This is a genomic window from Sphingobium nicotianae, from assembly GCF_018603885.1.
GTDB lineage: Bacteria > Pseudomonadota > Alphaproteobacteria > Sphingomonadales > Sphingomonadaceae > Sphingobium > Sphingobium nicotianae.
Genome location: NZ_JAHGAW010000003.1, coordinates 137,679 through 154,440 on the forward strand (window position 1 = coordinate 137,679; position 16,762 = coordinate 154,440).

A 16,762-nucleotide genomic window follows, 5' to 3' on the forward strand; every position below is an offset into this window, starting at 1 on the left:
GCCGATCCGTCAGTCAAACAGCCAACGAGGAGGGGCTGTCCGATGTCAGATGCCGCGCGCTATCCGATTTATGATTCCCACGCGCATCTCGTCTCTGACGATCCCGCGCGCTATCCGCGCAAGGGTTTCATCATTCCCCGCAAGCCTGGCCCGAGCCGGGCTCAGCTTCCGCCCTTCGGAGCGGGGACGGTTGGCATCGCAGGCGGAATGCACGGGCCCAGCCCGACGAACGAAAAGCCGACCGCCGAGCAAATGCACGCGTGGATGGCAGAGGAAGGCGTGGTCGCCATCGCCGCCGTCCAAAAGGGCATGATATACGGCACCGACAATAGCTACATCATGGATGCCGCCGACCTGTTCCCGGACGAGATGCGGGCGGTGATTATCATCGATCCGCTGGAGGAGAAGACTCTCCCGATGATCCGCGACGGCGCCGCGCGCGGGATCATCGGTATTCGCTTCTTTCCTGTGAACGTCGAGGACAAGGCCGGCTGGCTCAATTCGCCCGAGGCGCTCGAGGTCTGGCAACTCGCCGACGAGCTTGAGCTGGTGGTCGACATCGAAGGACCGAAGGAAGACTGGCGGGAGATGATGCAGGTCATCGAGCAGCTCGCCGATCGCTTCCCGAGGCTGCGCATCGTGCTCGATCATGTCTATCTGCCGGTGCTGCCGTTCGACAACGAAGCCGGTTTCAGCATCGACGAATGCTTCCCCGGTTTGGCTGCGCGCGACAACATCACCTACAAATTCACCTGCCTCAACATGGATGTGATCCGCGAGCAAGGCGTCAGCCCCGCCGAGGTGCTTCGCCGGCTCGTCGACCATTATGGCGCGGACAAGATCATGTGGGGATCGGACATCGGCACCTCGTCGGGTACCTACAAGGACATGGTTGCGCGGGCGATCGACGCGACGGCGCTCCTGACCGACGAGGAGCGCCGCAAGGTGCTCCACGACACGGGGCGGCGCGTCTTCACCGGCTGGGCGGGCTGATCACGGCAAGGGATATGGCATATGACCAGGTTCGATATTGAAGAGTTTATCGATCGCACACCGATCGGGGTCACCCAGAGCATCACCCTGATCGTCTGCGCCATGGTCTGCTTCATCGATGGTTTCGATCTGGTACTGCTCGGGAAAATCGCGCCGGCGATCGCCAAACATTTCGGTGAAACCTCGGCCGCCATGACCCCGGCCTTCGTTTATCAGCAGGTCGGGCTTGCCGTCGGCGCCTTCGTTATCAGCCCCCTGGCCGATCGCATCGGACGGCGCCTCATGCTCATCATCGCCTGCCTCTTTCTGGGCATCATCATGCTGGCGAGCACGCAGGTGCAAAGTCTCCATATGCTTGCCGTGATGCGCGGCCTGGCCGGCATCTTCATGGCCGCCGGCCTGCCGATGGCCATGGCATTGGTGTCCGAGCTGACGCCGCTGCGCCGACGTTCGACCTTCGTGGCGGTGGCGTTGGCGGGCTATTCGATGGGCAGCGCGGCGAGCGGGATCGTTGCCGCCTGGCTGCTTGATGATTTTGGCTGGCAGAGCGGCTTCCTGATCGGGGGCGCCGTGCCACTGGTCTGCCTCCCGCTCCTCCTCTTCTTTGTCCCGGAATCCCTCAAGTTCTGCGCTGAGCGCAATCCGGCGGACGTGCGTATCGCCGGGACGGTGCGACGCCTCGATCCCAACGAGTCGCTCCGCGGCGACGAGATCTTCGTTCTCGGATCGGCCAACAGCAAAGGGCGGCGGGCAAGGCTCGTCGACATATTCTCCGAAGGCCGTCTCACGACGACGGCGCTCATCTGGGCGGCCAGCACGCTCTCGGTCACGAATACCGTCGTTCTTGGCACCTGGCTGCCCAGCTTCTTTCAGGAAATGGCCGGTGTTCCCATCCAGAAATTCGCCGTGGTCGCGCTGATCGGCTATCTGGGCGGCGTGGGGGGGCCGCTCATCGTCGGCTGGCTGATGGACAAGACGCGCCCTGCCTTGCTGCTTGCCTCTTTCTACGTGATGCTGGCGATCTCTCTCAACATGCTCGCCTGGGTACCGTTCGGAACGCCGGCTTTCATCGTTGTCGTAGTTTGCTGGGCCTTCTTCCAGTCTGGGGGATCGGGCGGCATCAACACGATGATGACCCATATCTATCCGCCACGGATGCGCTCGACCGCGCTCGGGTGGGCGGGAGGTGCCGCGCGCGTCGGCGCGGTGATCGCACCGATCGCGGGGGGCTTTGCCCTTGCCCAGCAATTTTCCCTGAAGCTCACGCTGGCGCTCGAAGCGATATTGCCGCTCGGCGTCGCGCTGCTGATGCTCGCTCTTGCAACGGTTCGCCGGGAGTCTGCGATGATCACCGCCGACCCCGAGCCTGAGGGCGCCTAGTCGATCGGCTACCCCTGATTTCCATCCGCAGCGAGGCCGATGAGCTGGAATTTGGGCTCAAAATAAGGAAGGTCGAGATAGCTCGCGCGCCGCTTGAATCGCCAGCCTTCTGCGGCCCGCTCCAGAACCGCGTCATAGTGGCCGAGATGGAAGGTCACCGGCAAATCGTTTTCGAGCTTGATGTGACGATAGACGACCCGCGCGGTAGCCCGGTCACCGTCCAGATCTATCTCGACGTCGGAAATGCTATGATAGGTGCGCTCGTTTTCGCTGGCCCACGGCTTGAAGATCCTGCCCATGATCTCTGTGATCTCCGCGCGGCCCACGGCCCGGCCGCTGACGCCGCTCCACTCTCCATCCTCGGTGAAGCAAGCCGCATATTTGTCCTTGTCGCGCCCGTCCGTCGCCTTCTGCAGCTCGAGGAAAAGGCTGTAGATGGCGTCGCGATCCTCAACCGCCTGGAGGCGATGCTCGACCGCGGCGAGTTGGTCCTGGATATCTCGAAGCATCGCCGCATCAGTCATGCAGGTTCCTTTCTTGGAGGGCGCACGGGCAGGCCGCCTTTGATCAATATTTCCCAATCGCTTTCAAAGTGTCGGCCGCGACCTGCCAGCTTTCCACCCCGCCCGCGACGCCGATGTACATCGTCGTCTGGAGCAGGACTTCCTTGATATCGTCCTTGGTTGCACCGGTGTTGATCGCGGCCATGATCTGGCGTTCGAGCGGAACCTTGCGGCCCAGCGCGGCAGTGATCCCGATCGTGATGAAGGCGCGCTCGCGGATCGTCAGGCCGGCCCGTGTCCAGGTCTCACCGAACACCGCCCGGTTCACATAATCCTCGAGCGGCTCATGAAAGTCGTCGGTGGCGTCCAACCGTGCAACGGCCGCGTCGCCGTAAAGCGTGCGGCGCATCTCGCGCCCGGCCTCGAACGCTGGATCATCGGTCTTGAAAGCCATTTTTTTGTCCTTCCGAGCCGGGAAAAAATCCCGCAGCGCCGCGAGCGCTGCGGGCCGAGGAGTAGCGGCGATTCAAAACTTCTTGCGCAGCGTGAGCATCCATTCCCGCGGCGGTCCGACGCGGGCACGCGAGTTAATCTGCCCCACCATCATCTGATAGTAAGTGAAGCGGTTGGCGAGATTCGTACCCGATAGCGTCGCGCTCCAGTCGCCGTCCGGAGATTCATAGGCGATTTGCCCGTTCCACATCGAATAGGCCGGGATGATGTACGCAGCTTGCGGCGGCCGGGTGCTCGAGCTCGTGTCATAGTCCTGCTGGGACTGCCAGTTCCAGTCGAGGCGGGGCGTTATGGTTCCGGCGGACGTTTCAATGTCGTAGGATACATTGGCGTGCATGTTCCACTCGGCCTGGCGGTGATTGCCCGGCCAGAGATAGCCCGGCTGGCCCGGCGTGGTGATGCCCGAGGTGAACTTGTTGTAGCCGCCGGTCCAGTCGATGCGCAGGCCGCGGAGCGGAAGCGCGGTGATCTCCCACTCGAAGCCTTTCACCTTTGCCGGGATGCCGACATTGTAACTATATTGCCGGATCGACGGCGAGCCATAAAGCTGCTGGCAGAGCGCCGTGGCTTCGGCACTGGTGAAATTGAGATTGTAGAAGGTCGCCTGCCCCGTGCCGGGCTCGGCGAGGCACTGGGTACCCGTCACGCCGGTCGAGAGCTTCTTGTAATCGAGGTAGAAGGCGGTGAGGTTGGTCCTCAAATGGCGGTCGAGAAAGTCCGCCTTCAGGCCCAGTTCGTAGCTGACCAGTTCCTCTTCCGAGGTCGGCCCGACCTGGCGTGCGTCCTGGACGATCGTGATCAGGCCGGGCGGACGCGACCCCGTCGCCGCGGTCGCGTAGATCATCACATCGTCGGTGATCTTATAGTCGGTAGACAACAACCAGTCCCAGCGCTTCTGGGTCGAGTGCCGATCGCTGAACGACAGCGCCTGCGGATTGTCGATCGAGATGTTGATATCGGTATAGCTGTAGCGCCCGCCGCCGGACACGCGCCAGGCATCGGTGATGTTGAAATCGAAATGGACGAAGCCGGACTGGGAATCGTCGACACCGTGGACAACGCTCTTCTGGTAGCTGTTGGTCGAGGTGTTGAGGTTCTTCTGGTAGCCGTCCAGCTTCATGGCGAAAGCGCCAACGATCCACTGCAGGCGACCATCGAACAGTTTTCCGTCCAGACGCAGCTCGCCCGAATACATCTTGTCGACGTTGTTGAAGTGAGAGAGGACGACGCCGTAGGGCGTCGCATCGCCGTTTGAGCTGAATTCGTTGGCATAGTTCGTGTAACCGCCGATGGCGGTCAGGTTGACGTCGTCACTGAGGCCGACTTCCAGCTTGGCCGAGAGCTGCGTATGACGCGCCGTCTTGTTCGGTGAGTAGCATAGACCGTCCGGGTAGCCGGCCGGGAAGCCGGTGGTCCCAACCTTGACCGTCAGATCAATGTCCGGGCGGCAATTGGTGCCGTAGGTATCGTAAATGCCTCCGTTGCGCTCCGGCGGCATGAACCGATTGTCGATCACGACGCCGAACGCCTTGAAGACGGCGAGCTGATAAAGCTGGGTCGTCCCGAGCACAGCGCCCGTGCCAGACAAGGGACAAGGCTGCACGCCGATGCCTTGCGGGAATTCGGGCGTCGGTTGCGTGCAGATCTTTTGATAGAAGAGCGTCACTTCGTTCGTCTCTTCCATGTCCTCCTCGCGGTGACGGCCGGTCAGCAGCAACGAGACATTGTCCGCGGGCTTCCACAGCAGCTTGACTTGCCCGACCGCCGCCGTGCCGCCGCCGGTATGGCCGATGACGCAGCCGCGATTGTCCGAATCCGGCTGGAAGTAAGGCGTCGTGCCGGCAAGAGCCGGGGTGCCGAGCTTCTTCATCATGCAGGTGAAGTCGAGCCGATTGCCGAAGCCCTCCTGCCGGTCGAAATGCCCGAGCGCGCGCATCGACAGCGTCGGCGTGATGCCCAGGTCGATCGCGCCGGAGGCTTCCATATGCTTGCGAGTGCCGCCGCCAAGGCTGATGAAGCCGGAGCCGTCGCCCTTGGGATCCTGCGTGAAGAGTTTGATCGAACCGCCGATCGACGCATTGCCGGACAAGGTGCTCTGGGGGCCGCGATTGACCTCGACCCGCACAACGTCGGTAAAGTCGAGCTCCGACCCGGCCGTCGTCGCGTGATAGACGTCGTCCGTGTAGATGGCGATGGCGGGCGGAACGGCGAGGCTCGAGGTCGCCCCCTGCTGGACGCCGCGCAGCGAAATGAACGGCGTGCCGGCAGACTGGGCGTCGCCGGGCACCGTCTGCAAGTTCGGCACCACTGCCCCGAGCGTACCGATATTGGTGACATTGGCGGCCTGGAGCTGCGTATCGGTCTGGGCGGTTATCGCCATCGGCGCATCCTGCACCCTTTCCGAAACGTAACGCGCCGTCACAACGATGTCGCCAATCTGATCATCGTCCTGACCGCCGCTGTCGGCGGCTCCCGCCGTCGCGCCGGGCTGCGCCGCCTCCTGGGCGGACGCCACTTGCGGAAGCAGCAAAAGCGCCATGAAACAGGTGCCGGCCAAGAGACCATGCGCGCCTGCGAATAACCTTCTCCGATTGCTCATTTCGGCTCCCCTCCTGATCTCTCGCGCCGGGCGACCCTTCGTTGGGGCCTCGATTCACCCGTCGCGATAAAAAGATAACATGATAAATAACTGGAGGATGTCGGATGTCAAGCCGCTTGGAGAGGTGATGCTCTCTTCTCATCTGTAAAATCACATCACATTGATATATCTAGATAATTATGATAACCGTCGGACATGACATCCATCTGCGATACGCTTTTCACCGCCTCGATAATCCAGATTATCAAACACGTTAAATAAATTTTCCGATGACAAATCGAGTGATTTGGTGGCTCGAAGACTCACGTCGGATGAGGATCTTCCCGACGCAACCGGACGCGATCGACCAAGATACCGAACCGGCCATGCCCACCACCGAGAGAGGCATCTAACCGCCGGACCGAAGTGGCGTGACCGGATGATCCGGCGCCATCCTCAAACGCGGGGCTCAAGACATGCTTCAAGCCGGCGGCTGAACTCTAATCGATCGCACCCTCCTGGATGCGACGACGATAGAGCTCCGCATAGGGCTTGAGCGTGTACCACAGGAAGATCGTGGTCAGCGGGCACACGATGATCCGAAAGCCGACGATCACGTAGCGAAGATCGGCTTCGGAATGCGCGACGAAATCGGTCGCGAGAGCGACGAGCGTCGGCCCGAGCGAGCCGGCAACCGCATTCTGGAGAATGAAGTAGAGCGCGACGATCTGGCTGCGCATCTGATTGGGCGTCGACAGGTTTATGGCGGTATTGAACCCCGCCCCGCCCATCACGGTGAGGAAGGACCCGACCGACGCCATGCCGAGAGCCAATTGCGGCGTCGGCATCAGCGGCGCGGCGATGAGGAGCGGTATCGGCAGGGTCTGGGCCAGAAAAAGCACGAACATGTTGGCGTCATCCCGCCGGTGGCCGAGACTCTCGGCGAGCCGGGCGCCGGCGAACAGGCCAAGCGTGCTGGCGACGAGCGAGATCACGCCCATCAGCATCCCGACCGTGGCCGGCCCCCAACCATAGGTTCGCTCGTAGAAGGCCGGCATCCAGGCGTTGAGCCCGTGGGTCTGAAACCCCATCAGCAAGAGCGCTCCGACGAGCGGAAAGTGCAGCCGGCGCTCGGTCGACATATAGCCGATGACGTCGCGGAGCGAATAGCCGCCCGCTTTCGTCACGCCCTTGCGCTGAGGCTCCTGCACCGTGAGCAGGAAGATGAGCGCGATCAGCAGGCCCGGCGCGCCGAGCATGAAGAAGACGAGCTGCCAGTTGTGAATTGTCCCGTAGCCAGCCAACTGGATCGGCGGCACATCAGCCAGGACGTTCAGCAGCAGGCCGCCGAAGAAGAGCGACAATGCCGTGCCGCCGAGAAAGCCGGAGGTGTAGATCGCATAAGCGCGCGGCAGCTTCTCCTTCGGAATCGCATCGGCGATCATCGACATGCTGGCCGGGCCGCAGCCGGCCTCGGTGGCACCGACGACCGCACGCGAGGCAAAGAAACCCCAGAAGCCCTGGGCCAGGCCACTCAGAGCCGTGGCGAGGCTCCACACGGCAAGGCAGCCTGCGATCACGGTCTTGCGGACGCCGCGATCGGCCATGCTCGAAAGGACCGGCCCGCCGATCGCATAAAAGAAGGTGAAGGCGAAGCCGAGCAGGAAGCTGACCTGCGTGTCCGTGAGATGATAGTCCCGCTTGATCGGCTGAACGAACAGCGAGAGAACGCCGCGGTCGATTTGCGACATCACGCCGACGATCGCGGTCATATCGACGGTGTACCATGCCGCCCTGTGCGACATCGCTCCAGGCAGGCCGGCTCGCGCCACGTCCCCCGCTTCGCCAGCATCATCGCCAGCCTTGATCTCGGCGTGCATCGCCCTCTCCCGCTTTTCACAGATTCTATTTAACATGTGAACTATGAACCAACTTTTCCCGACCGACAAGCGGGTATGACGTATCCGGAAGCGCATAGATCAGCGCCGGAACGGCGCCAGATTTCGTCATTTCTTCGTGCCACTCTCGGTCGAGATCTGGAAAAGGCAACGAAGCGGCCTTGCCTCGGACATGCAATTTAATGAATGTGTGAACTAAATGTCGCGTTGATCGAGTCGCCAGCCGCACACGCCTCGGAAACGAAATGATGAAGGAGAAGATCTGATGCGCACCAAAACGCCGCGATTGCCGCCGCTCAGGGACGACGAGCTCGATGCCGAGCAGGAGGAGGTCGTCGAGCGTTTCCGGAAAACCGGCTCCGACTATGCCATCGCACGGACCTTCCTTCGCCACCGGCGCGCGCTGCAGGCCTACAACGCCTTTGCCAGCCATACCTTCTCCGCCGACAACACGCTGAGCAAGCGGCAGAGCGAGATCGTCACCATGCGGACGGTGTGGCGTTGCCGGGCCGGCTATCAATGGACCCGTCATATCTCGATGGCGCTGAACGCCGGCCTCGACAGGCGCGAGATTGAAGCGCTCAAGAGGCCTGTCGAGCAAGGCGCCTGGACCGAGGGCGACGCCACCCTGATCAGATGCGTCGACGCGCTCACGGCGGATTTCTATCTGAGCGACGATCTCTGGGCGCAGCTCAAGGCGAATTTCGACGAGAAGCAGTGCATCGACGCCATCCTTCTGTGCGGCCGCTACACGATGGCAGCGATGCTCGTGAACACCGCGGGAACGCAGATCGACCCGGGCCTGGAACTCGATCCCGATCTCGATATGAGTTGACGATGAAGGAACGGCGGCAGCGTCACCTTGTAGCAAGGGTGCTCGACCGACCGAGCGCTGCAAACTGCTGATCGATCGAGGCCCTGGCGACGATCCGGCAGGCCGTAACCTGGTCCTGTGCATACGGATTGGGATCGGTGTACGCGCCGCATACGCGCTCCAGAGCACGACCGATGCGTTGGCGCAGGATTTTCTGGCCGTCGGGTGAGGCGAGATCAAGATCCCCAATGCGGACGATCGTGGTCTTTGGGTCGCCGCCCTTGGCGAGAGCTGGCGGGATAGCGCTGAAAGCAAACAGGGCTGAGGCGATAATGACTGTGCGCATGGATGCGGTCCTCGAATAAGCCGTCGCGGCGGTGCTTCGGACGGCTCGGAAATGAACCGGTTCGATCCCGACGTCCTGGAGGAGGAGCGGATAAAGCGCCGATCAGATGCCGATGAAATGCCGACTGCGCCTACGACATCGCCTGTTCGACCTAGCGGCAGCACCGTGACCTGGATTGAACCGGCTATTCTCGCCCCAAATGAAGCATTCGCGTCGTTCGACTGCAGAGCCATCCCTGCAATTCGTTCAAGAGACAGCCTCGAAGAGACCGCGGCGCCCAAATTAACCTTTGTCCATGGTGCCTTGGATCGGGGCTGCGCTATCGAAGCCCTGTTAGTTGGCCGTTATATTGGTAAAAGGTCAGCATGATGAGCGGGGATACGCTTCAATCACAGGGAAACGAGATCGGGCATCGGCACGCGCCAATCGTCCTTGCCCATGAACAATCATTCCAGATCGGGGATGCCGAATTTCGTCCCGCGACCCGCGAAGTCCGTTTTGCGACCCGAACATCCATCATCGAGCCGCGAGTCATGCAGGTGCTGATCGCGTTACGCCGGGCAGAAGGCGCGGTCGTCAATAAAGACGACCTCCTTCAATCCTGTTGGGGGGGACGGATCGTCGGCGAAGATGCGATCAATCGTGTCGTCTCCCGATTGAGGGGCGTCGCGGAGAACGAAGCGGGCGGGCAGTTCCGCATCGAGACTATCACCAAGGTCGGTTATCGCCTCCTGTCGGCGAGTGGCGAGGCTCTGGCCACGGCAAAAGACCGGCCATCTCGGGCACATGCCGCCCGTCGCCGGACGGTTTTCTTCGCCCAGCATCCGATGGCAATTGCGGCCGGGCTGCTTCTGCTGGTCATGAGCGCTGGCACTTGGTTGTGGTTTCGGCCAACGCCCGCAGCGGCACACAGTATGATGGTGCGCCTCTCTGGCTTCCGGGCTCTGTCGGCCGACCTGCCGACAACGATGCGCGAATCGATCAATGCCGAGATCACCGCAGCGTTCAACGTCGACGGCCTGATCGGCGTTTCCACCACGACAGCCCCAACGCCCGGCCCCGCGCCGGCATATTCGCTGGACGGAACGCTTTATCCGGTCGGTCACTCGATTCGGGTGATTACCCGATTTACCAACGAACGTTCCGGCGTGGTTCTGTGGTCTGACAGCACGGACTATGCGTCCGATCAGATCTCCAAAATTCCTCACAAGATAGCCGTCAATGTCGGCACGGTTATTCGTTGCGGTCTCTCCGGCGCTGCGACCTATCGTAAATCGCTGCCCGATCCGGTCCTGAGCAATTATATGCAATATTGTCAGGAATATTGGTCCTACGGCGGGAGCAGGACCCTTCACTTCGCGCAACGCGTTGTCGCTGCGGTTCCCGATTTCTCCTGGGGATGGTCTGCGGTTGCGAACGGATTCATGCAGACCGCCGATGCGGAACGTGACGGCCGGCGCGCCGAGGCGATGCGCGCGGCCGGGCGGCAGGCGGAGGACAAGGCGCTGGCGCTCGACCGCAGCAACAGTGAGGCCCTGGCGCACAAGGCTTACCTGATCGATCAGCGCGATTGGGTCGGTCAGGAGGCGCTGTTCAAAAGCGCAATCGCGGTCCGGCCACTTGATTGTGGCTGCGAACATTATGGCTACGGCCTGAAGCTGGAAAGCGTGGGACGCGTTGGTGCGGCAATCGAACAATTTCGTGCTGCCACGGACATGCTCGCCCTTTGGCCCGACTCCCAGCGCGCCCTGGCTCGCGCGCTTGTGGCAACGGGTCGGAGCGAGCAGGCCAGGCCCTACATCGAGGCGGCGATCGCTCTCAGCAAGAATCCAAATTCTGATAAACGGATCGCCGTAACCGACGGCATCGAAACCGGTGACTATGCGGCCGCCATAACCGTTCTTCGCAGCCCGCAGTTTCAAATTCCCGAAGACAGCCGCGCCGCCCTCTTGGCGGGATATCAGGCTCTGGCATCGGGCGAACCCAAGGCGAAGCTGAAGGCGATCCAGGGGCTGCTCGCTCTGCCGAAGGACAAGCAGAGCGACACGGTAGCAACCATGCTGGGAACCCTGGGCGCGAACCGCCAGGCCTTACAGGTTGCAGCCCGGAAACCGTGGCTCTTCTGGCGTCGAAGCATGCGTGGCGTCCTGAACGAGCCAGACTTCCCGGCCGTCGCGACACAGCTTGGCCTCATGACCTATTGGAGGACGTCGCGCACCAAGCCCGATATATGCCTGACGAAGAGCAAGTTCCCCTTCTGTCGGATGATTTAGGTTCGGTTTTCTGATTTCGTGGCAATGTCGTCCCACGAAAGCGTGTCGCCCTCAAAATGTGCCAGCGACACGAGAACGTACAGGGCAAGCGGTCGCAGCACGACCAGGGGTCCGTTCTGCCCGCCTAGACCGCGTCGCCGGCACGAGGGGCCGCACCCTGACGGAATGGTTCGAGATGGGCGAGGTCAGGCGGGATCGTGAACAAGCCGTCCGGCGCGGCGGATCGCGGGCGTTCAAAGTTCATGGCGCCGCAGTGCTCCCGACGTGCCCAATTACCGGTTTAACAGGCCGTTGCTCGCAATAACGTCATGAAATCACCTCCCGATCAGCGAGAAATCAGGTTCCAGTCCAGGATTTTCGACAAGCAACCGTGCAGGCTCCTCTCGGGCCGCGTCGAACCAGGCGGCTCTTTTACAAGGAGTGGGACAATGACGAAAAAGCTCAGCAGATTCCGAAAGTCGGGTGCGCTTTCCGTGCGACTGGGTTTGGCGGTTCAAACAGGCGTCCTTGCAGCGCTTATGAGCAGCCCCGCCGTGGCAACGATCACGGTCAACTCGGATCCAATCCTATACTGGAACGAGCGCGCTTCGACGCTCCTAACGATTGGCCCGCCTGCGCAAACCCGGGTGATGGCGATGATGAACATTGCTATGCACGACGCGATCAACTCAATCATGGGACAGCCGGATAGTCCCTATCTCACCGGCATTAGCGGCTTTGGCGGTGACGTTCGGGCGGCTGCCTCACAAGCCGCATATAATGTCTTGGTCGCAACGGATCCATTGCACGCCGCCGATTACGCCACAGCGCTCAACCAAAGCCTTGCCCTGTCTGCGGACCCCGTCGCACGCGCCAATGGCGTGGCAACGGGATCGGCTTTCGCCAATGCAATCGTCGCGCAACGCACAAACGACGGATCAACAGCGTCGGTCACTTATGTCCCAACCGGGACGCCCGGAAACTGGAAACCGACATCGCCCGCACCGGCCGCCTTCCCGCAGTGGGGAGGCGTCAAAACCTTCGAGCTGACCTCTTCCGAGCAGTTCAAGCCGGCACCACCGCCTGCTGTGGGAACCCCGGAGTATGACGCCGTGCTCGCCGAAGTTCGTGAAATCGGATCCGCCACGAGTGCGACGCGGACGGCCGATCAGACAGCCAGCGCGCTCTTCTGGGATGCCGCCAACGGGGTCACCTGGGTAAAGATCGGACTGCTCGTGGGCGAGGATGAGGGATTCTCCACCCTGGATTTTTCCCGGGCCTTCAGCTTGCTGTCGGTCAGCCTCGCGGATGCGGCAATCGCGGGCTTTGATGCCAAATATGAATATGCGTTCTGGCGCCCGATCACGGCCATTCGCGAGGATCCGGCCGACCCGGACCCAAGCTGGTCGCCCTTGTTCACAACACCCAATCATCCAAGCTATCCGTCTGCGCATTCCTTCTTCTCGGGCGCCGCAGAGACCGTGCTGACTTCGATTTTCGGCGACGATGAAGGATTCACCTTGACCCTTGCTGGTGATACGCGGAGCTTCACCGGCATCCATCAGGCATCACTCGATGGCGCAAACAGCCGCCTGTGGGGCGGCATTCATTTCTCAAGCGACAACGAAGCCGGCTTGCTACTTGGTCGGCAGGTCGGGCAATATGTCCTTGCCGGAAAAGCCTTCAACGCGGCCGTTCCCGAACCTGCAACTTGGGCGATGACGATTGGCGGTCTTGCATTCATTGGCGCCGTAATGCGTCGAAGAAATCCCCAACTCCTTTCGTTGGCCGGCAAATAGCGCTCAGTTTGGAGGGGTAGCGGCGGCCAGAGCTTCCCCTCCCAATTGAAGGGTGCCGTTCCGCGTCAAAAAGACCCGTTGGTTGAAGGGCGGTCGACCTTGTCCCGTAAAATGTATCCGGGTTTGAACGGGAGGTCTGGCAAATCGAAGCTGAGCGAGCTGGATTTTGCCGATGAAGATGTCGAAGTTCACGCGCGAGCAGATCGCATTCGCGCTGCGCCAGGCTGAAGTGGGCACGGCCTTTGTCGGGGTACCGTTCGGCGCGTCCCGACCGTTTCGCGGGATATGGTCAGCCAACAACACGCCGAGCGCCGGTCAACATTGACTGCCGCGCCGAGCAAACCATGCCGCGGGGCAGACTCTAGGTCCGGTCATCTCGCAACGACAGGGTGGAGACGCGCGGTGGCTGATCAGGATGTGCTGAAACTCAACGCGGAGCTTTCATTGCTGCTCGCGGACTATTGGCATGAGGTCGATTTCAACATGGGCCGCGACGCCGCACGTTATTACACCGATGATGCGGAATTCCACGGTCCTGCCGCGTCCTATATCGGCCCGGCCAAGATCCAGCAGTTCTACGACTGGCGCATTGCCCAGGGACCGCGCCTCGCCAACCATTGCTTCACCAATCTGCGCGCGCGCTATACCGGTCCGGACAGCAGCGAGGCGACCTATTACATGTATATCTATGCGGCCAACGGCGTGAAGCCGCTGCCGACCCATCCGCCGATCACCGTCTCGCTGCTGACCGAGCGGTTCCGGCGCGGGTCGGGCGGCGAATGGTTGTGCAGCTATCGCCGGTTCGAGACCTTGTTCGAAGGCGGGACACCGGCGACCAATCCCAATCTGGACGACGTGCCGCCGCGTTGACGTTGCGGAACGGGGGCTTATGGGTGCGGCGATGATCGCCGCATCCGCCATCGACTATCGCGAGCTCGCTCGCCGTCGCCTACCGCATTTCCTGTTCGAATATATCGACGGCGGCTCCTATGCCCAGGTGACGCTGCGCCGGAACGTCGAGGATCTCGAACATGTCGAGTTGCGCCAGCGCGTGCTGAGCGGCGTCGACGCGGTCGATCTGACAACCAGCCTGTTCGGCCAGCCGATGGCGTTGCCGGTGGGGCTTGCGCCAATCGGCCTTGGCGGCCTCGCGGCGCGGCGCGGCGAGCGTCAGGCGGTCCGCGCCGCCGAGCGCGCCGGCATTCCCTTCACGCTCTCGACCGTCTCGGCCTGCGCGCTGGAGGAGGTCGCCGAGGCGGCCGCCAAGCCTTTCTGGTTCCAGCTCTATATGATCCGCGACCGCGCCTTCATGCGGGATCTGCTCGCCCGCGCCCGCGCGATCGGGTGCTCGGCGCTGATCTTCACCGTCGACATGCCGCTGCCGGGCAGCCGCTATCGCGATCAGCGCAGCGGCCTCGCCGGCGCGCCGGGTTTCCGTGGCGGGCTACGCCGTACCTTGCAGGGCGCGGTGAAGCCGGGCTGGGCCTGGGATGTGGGCATTCATGGCCGACCCCACTCGCTCGGCAATCTCCTGCCGGTGCTCGGACGCAATTCTGGCATCGAGGATTATTTCGCCTGGATGCGCGACAATTTCGATCCGTCCGTCACCTGGAAGGATCTCGATTTCATCCGCTCGGAATGGACCGGACCGCTGATCATCAAAGGCATTTTGGATGCCGAGGATGCGCATGAAGCCGCCGCTTTGGGTGCCGATGGCCTCGTCGTCTCCAATCATGGCGGGCGGCAGCTCGATGGCGTACCATCGACGGCGCGGGCCCTGCCGGCGATCGCCGATGCGGTGGGCGACCGGCTGACGGTGCTGGCCGATGGCGGCATCCGCTCGGGTCTCGATGTCGTGCGCATGCTGGCGCTGGGCGCGAAGGGCGTGCTGCTCGGCCGGACCTGGATCTATGCCATGGCGGCGCGCGGCGAAGCCGGGATCGACCATGTGCTCAAGCTCATCGACGCCGAAATGCGCGTCGCCATGACCCTGTGCGGCGCGGCCAGCATAGCGGACATTGGTCGGGATAATCTGGTGACCTTGTGAAGCGGATTGACGCGGGATTGGTCTGCCTTTGATACGTCGTGCTGACGACGCCCGTTGAACCTCAATCCAAGCCGGTATCGCTCCAGCTTCCCGCAAAACGCTCGATCATTATATCCAGCGTGCCGTCGGTCGAGCCGGGCGCGACCATGCCGACGAGCCACATGCCTTCGATGACGGCGAGGATGCTGGCGGCGACACGCCTGCGCCGGGTCGGATCGCCGATCGCGAGCTTCGCCTCCAGGCTCGCCAGCGAGCCCTGGACAAGCGCATGGGCGATCGATGCGAACGGCGCTTCGCCCCGGCCGCCGCGCGCCAGAATGTCGGCCCAGACCATGCGGAACGCCGCCATGCCGGGCACGGCCATCAGGCCCGCCGTTTCCCGCAGCAGGTCGACCGGGGTCAGGCGGTCCGGTGCGCGCGTGACAGTGCTTAGAAGTTCGTCGAGCCGCGCGGCCAGCGCCGCGATCGATGCTTCTATGAGCGCGGACTTGTTGTCGAAATAATAGAGCAGCATCCGGTCGCTGGTGTTCAGGCGTGCCGCAAGCTCCCGCAACGGCAAGGTCGCGACGCCGTCGGCGAGCAGGATGTCCGCGATGCCGGCCGTCAGCGCCTCCCGGCTCGTGCGTGCTCTTCTTCCCGCAGTTCCCTTGCGCCCGTCAGTCATTGACGCGCGTTGAAGCAGTTGCTACGAAATGTAAATGTAGCATGTGCTACAAAATAGCGGAGGGTTCCATGCTCAAGTTCTGGCAGATTGTCCTTCTCCTGGTTTTGGGAGTCGCGATGTGGGGCCTCGTGACGCTTGGCGTCGCGCGTCATCCCGAGGCGTCACTCGACTATTCGGGCGCGCTATGGCGCCATGCGACGGCGCCCCTCGGCGGGGCGATCAGCATCCTGCTGTGCAAATTTGTCGGCCGGCTTTCCGCGCCTCAGATGCTGCCCGGTATCGTGATTGTCGGCGCGGTTGCGATGATGCTCGATGCCGTCGCAATTCGCTGGTTCCCGGCGCTCTACGGATCGTCCGTGAAGGCGCTGATGCTGGTGGGGGCCGATCTCATGTGGGGATATGGCGTTGCGCTGGCGATGGCGGTCGCCTGGACATCCTGGGCCGAAAGCCGGGGAGCGCCGCTGGCAGGTCGAGTCTGAGGCGACGGTCTATTTCATCACCAGAGACTTGAGTCGCGTCCATATCCTCGCACGCAGCGGTGGTCTGGCGCGCAGATCGAGGCCGCGGGAGCGGGCGGCGCGAGCCAGATCGCGCGCCATCGACCGCAGCTGGCGATCGTTGAGCGCAACGGACACGCGATGATAGCGATGGTCCTGATATTGGGCCGCATTTTCGACGATCTGCAGCGTCATGACGACGCCGTGACGCGATCCGCGCCGTTCCCAGCCGATGAGTGCGCCGGTCACTTCCGATCCGCGGGGCCTCTGCTCCTGCGCCATCAATTCCCCCAGTGCGCCTGTTCCCGCGCGTTTCCTTGCGCCATTTTCGTTAAATTCCCGGAAAGGCTCAATAGAGTCGTAACAATGGCCCCGGCAGCAGGGCATCCCATTGTGCGACTCCGCCAAAATCGATCGCGGATGTGGGAAACAGGCGGATTGGCTATTGCGCATTGCACAATATTCCCGTTGATTGCGG

16 protein-coding genes are annotated in these 16,762 nt (G+C 62.2%); 9 read left to right on the top strand and 7 right to left on the bottom strand.

All coding sequences use genetic code 11. The features are described from left to right. Positions 1-42: 42 nt before the first annotated feature. Positions 43-993, top strand: coding sequence for an amidohydrolase family protein (locus KK488_RS05175; RefSeq protein WP_214622082.1), 951 nt, complete (start codon positions 43-45; stop codon positions 991-993). 21 nt (positions 994-1,014) lie between these two features. Next, a complete protein-coding gene (locus tag KK488_RS05180; protein ID WP_214622083.1) occupies positions 1,015-2,373 on the top strand; it encodes an MFS transporter in 1,359 nt (452 codons plus the stop codon). 8 nt (positions 2,374-2,381) lie between these two features. Here the strand turns inward: KK488_RS05180 and KK488_RS05185 are convergent, their stop codons facing one another. The 4 genes from KK488_RS05185 to KK488_RS05200 form a co-directional block, all read right to left on the bottom strand. After that, the gene (locus tag KK488_RS05185; protein ID WP_214622084.1) at positions 2,382-2,897 is read right to left on the bottom strand and encodes a nuclear transport factor 2 family protein; all 516 of its coding nucleotides are present in this window, start codon (positions 2,895-2,897) and stop codon (positions 2,382-2,384) included. Between the two features lie 43 nt (positions 2,898-2,940). Continuing rightward, positions 2,941-3,330 (bottom strand): carboxymuconolactone decarboxylase family protein, encoded by a 390-nt coding sequence (locus KK488_RS05190; protein ID WP_214622085.1) that lies wholly within the window; start codon positions 3,328-3,330, stop codon positions 2,941-2,943. Between the two features lie 72 nt (positions 3,331-3,402). Beyond that, complete coding sequence (locus KK488_RS05195) at positions 3,403-5,928, bottom strand: TonB-dependent receptor (protein ID WP_214622086.1); 2,526 nt, start codon at positions 5,926-5,928, stop codon at positions 3,403-3,405. 539 nt (positions 5,929-6,467) lie between these two features. After that, on the bottom strand, positions 6,468-7,847 hold the full coding sequence (locus KK488_RS05200; protein ID WP_214622087.1) for an MFS transporter: 1,380 nt from the start codon (positions 7,845-7,847) through the stop codon (positions 6,468-6,470). Between the two features lie 283 nt (positions 7,848-8,130). On the opposite strand from KK488_RS05200, the gene KK488_RS05205 reads away from it, so the two are divergent. After that, positions 8,131-8,700, top strand: a complete 570-nt coding sequence (locus KK488_RS05205) for a carboxymuconolactone decarboxylase family protein (protein ID WP_214622088.1) — start codon at positions 8,131-8,133, stop codon at positions 8,698-8,700. 22 nt (positions 8,701-8,722) lie between these two features. On the opposite strand, the gene KK488_RS05210 is transcribed toward KK488_RS05205, so the two are convergent. After that, positions 8,723-9,025 carry a UrcA family protein gene (locus tag KK488_RS05210; RefSeq protein ID WP_214622089.1) on the bottom strand — a complete coding sequence of 101 codons (303 nt, stop codon included), beginning with the start codon at positions 9,023-9,025 and terminating at the stop codon, positions 8,723-8,725. Positions 9,026-9,393: 368 nt separating this feature from the next. Here KK488_RS05210 and KK488_RS05215 point away from each other — a divergent pair, with 368 nt between their 5' ends. The 5 genes from KK488_RS05215 (at position 9,394) to lldD (ending at position 15,123) form a co-directional block, all read left to right on the top strand. Beyond that, on the top strand, positions 9,394-11,298 hold the full coding sequence (locus KK488_RS05215; protein ID WP_214622090.1) for a winged helix-turn-helix domain-containing protein: 1,905 nt from the start codon (positions 9,394-9,396) through the stop codon (positions 11,296-11,298). 674 nt (positions 11,299-11,972) lie between these two features. Further along, on the top strand, positions 11,973-13,076 hold the full coding sequence (locus KK488_RS21270; protein WP_432653838.1) for a PEPxxWA-CTERM sorting domain-containing protein: 1,104 nt from the start codon (positions 11,973-11,975) through the stop codon (positions 13,074-13,076). Between the two features lie 178 nt (positions 13,077-13,254). Continuing rightward, complete coding sequence (locus KK488_RS05225; protein ID WP_214622091.1) at positions 13,255-13,401, top strand: hypothetical protein; 147 nt, start codon at positions 13,255-13,257, stop codon at positions 13,399-13,401. 77 nt (positions 13,402-13,478) lie between these two features. Then, positions 13,479-13,946 carry a nuclear transport factor 2 family protein gene (locus tag KK488_RS05230; protein ID WP_214622092.1) on the top strand — a complete coding sequence of 156 codons (468 nt, stop codon included), beginning with the start codon at positions 13,479-13,481 and terminating at the stop codon, positions 13,944-13,946. Positions 13,947-13,977: 31 nt separating this feature from the next. Next, positions 13,978-15,123, top strand: coding sequence for an FMN-dependent L-lactate dehydrogenase LldD (gene lldD, locus KK488_RS05235; RefSeq protein ID WP_214622093.1), 1,146 nt, complete (start codon positions 13,978-13,980; stop codon positions 15,121-15,123). Between the two features lie 61 nt (positions 15,124-15,184). Here the strand turns inward: lldD and KK488_RS05240 are convergent, their stop codons facing one another. Continuing rightward, a complete protein-coding gene (locus tag KK488_RS05240; RefSeq protein WP_214622094.1) occupies positions 15,185-15,787 on the bottom strand; it encodes a TetR/AcrR family transcriptional regulator in 603 nt (200 codons plus the stop codon). Between the two features lie 68 nt (positions 15,788-15,855). Here KK488_RS05240 and KK488_RS05245 point away from each other — a divergent pair, with 68 nt between their 5' ends. Continuing rightward, positions 15,856-16,266 (top strand): hypothetical protein, encoded by a 411-nt coding sequence (locus KK488_RS05245; protein ID WP_214622095.1) that lies wholly within the window; start codon positions 15,856-15,858, stop codon positions 16,264-16,266. A 9-nt stretch (positions 16,267-16,275) separates the two neighbouring features. Here KK488_RS05245 and KK488_RS05250 read toward each other — a convergent pair whose 3' ends face one another. Next, positions 16,276-16,533, bottom strand: coding sequence for a hypothetical protein (locus KK488_RS05250; RefSeq protein ID WP_214622096.1), 258 nt, complete (start codon positions 16,531-16,533; stop codon positions 16,276-16,278). Positions 16,534-16,762 lie beyond the last annotated feature (229 nt).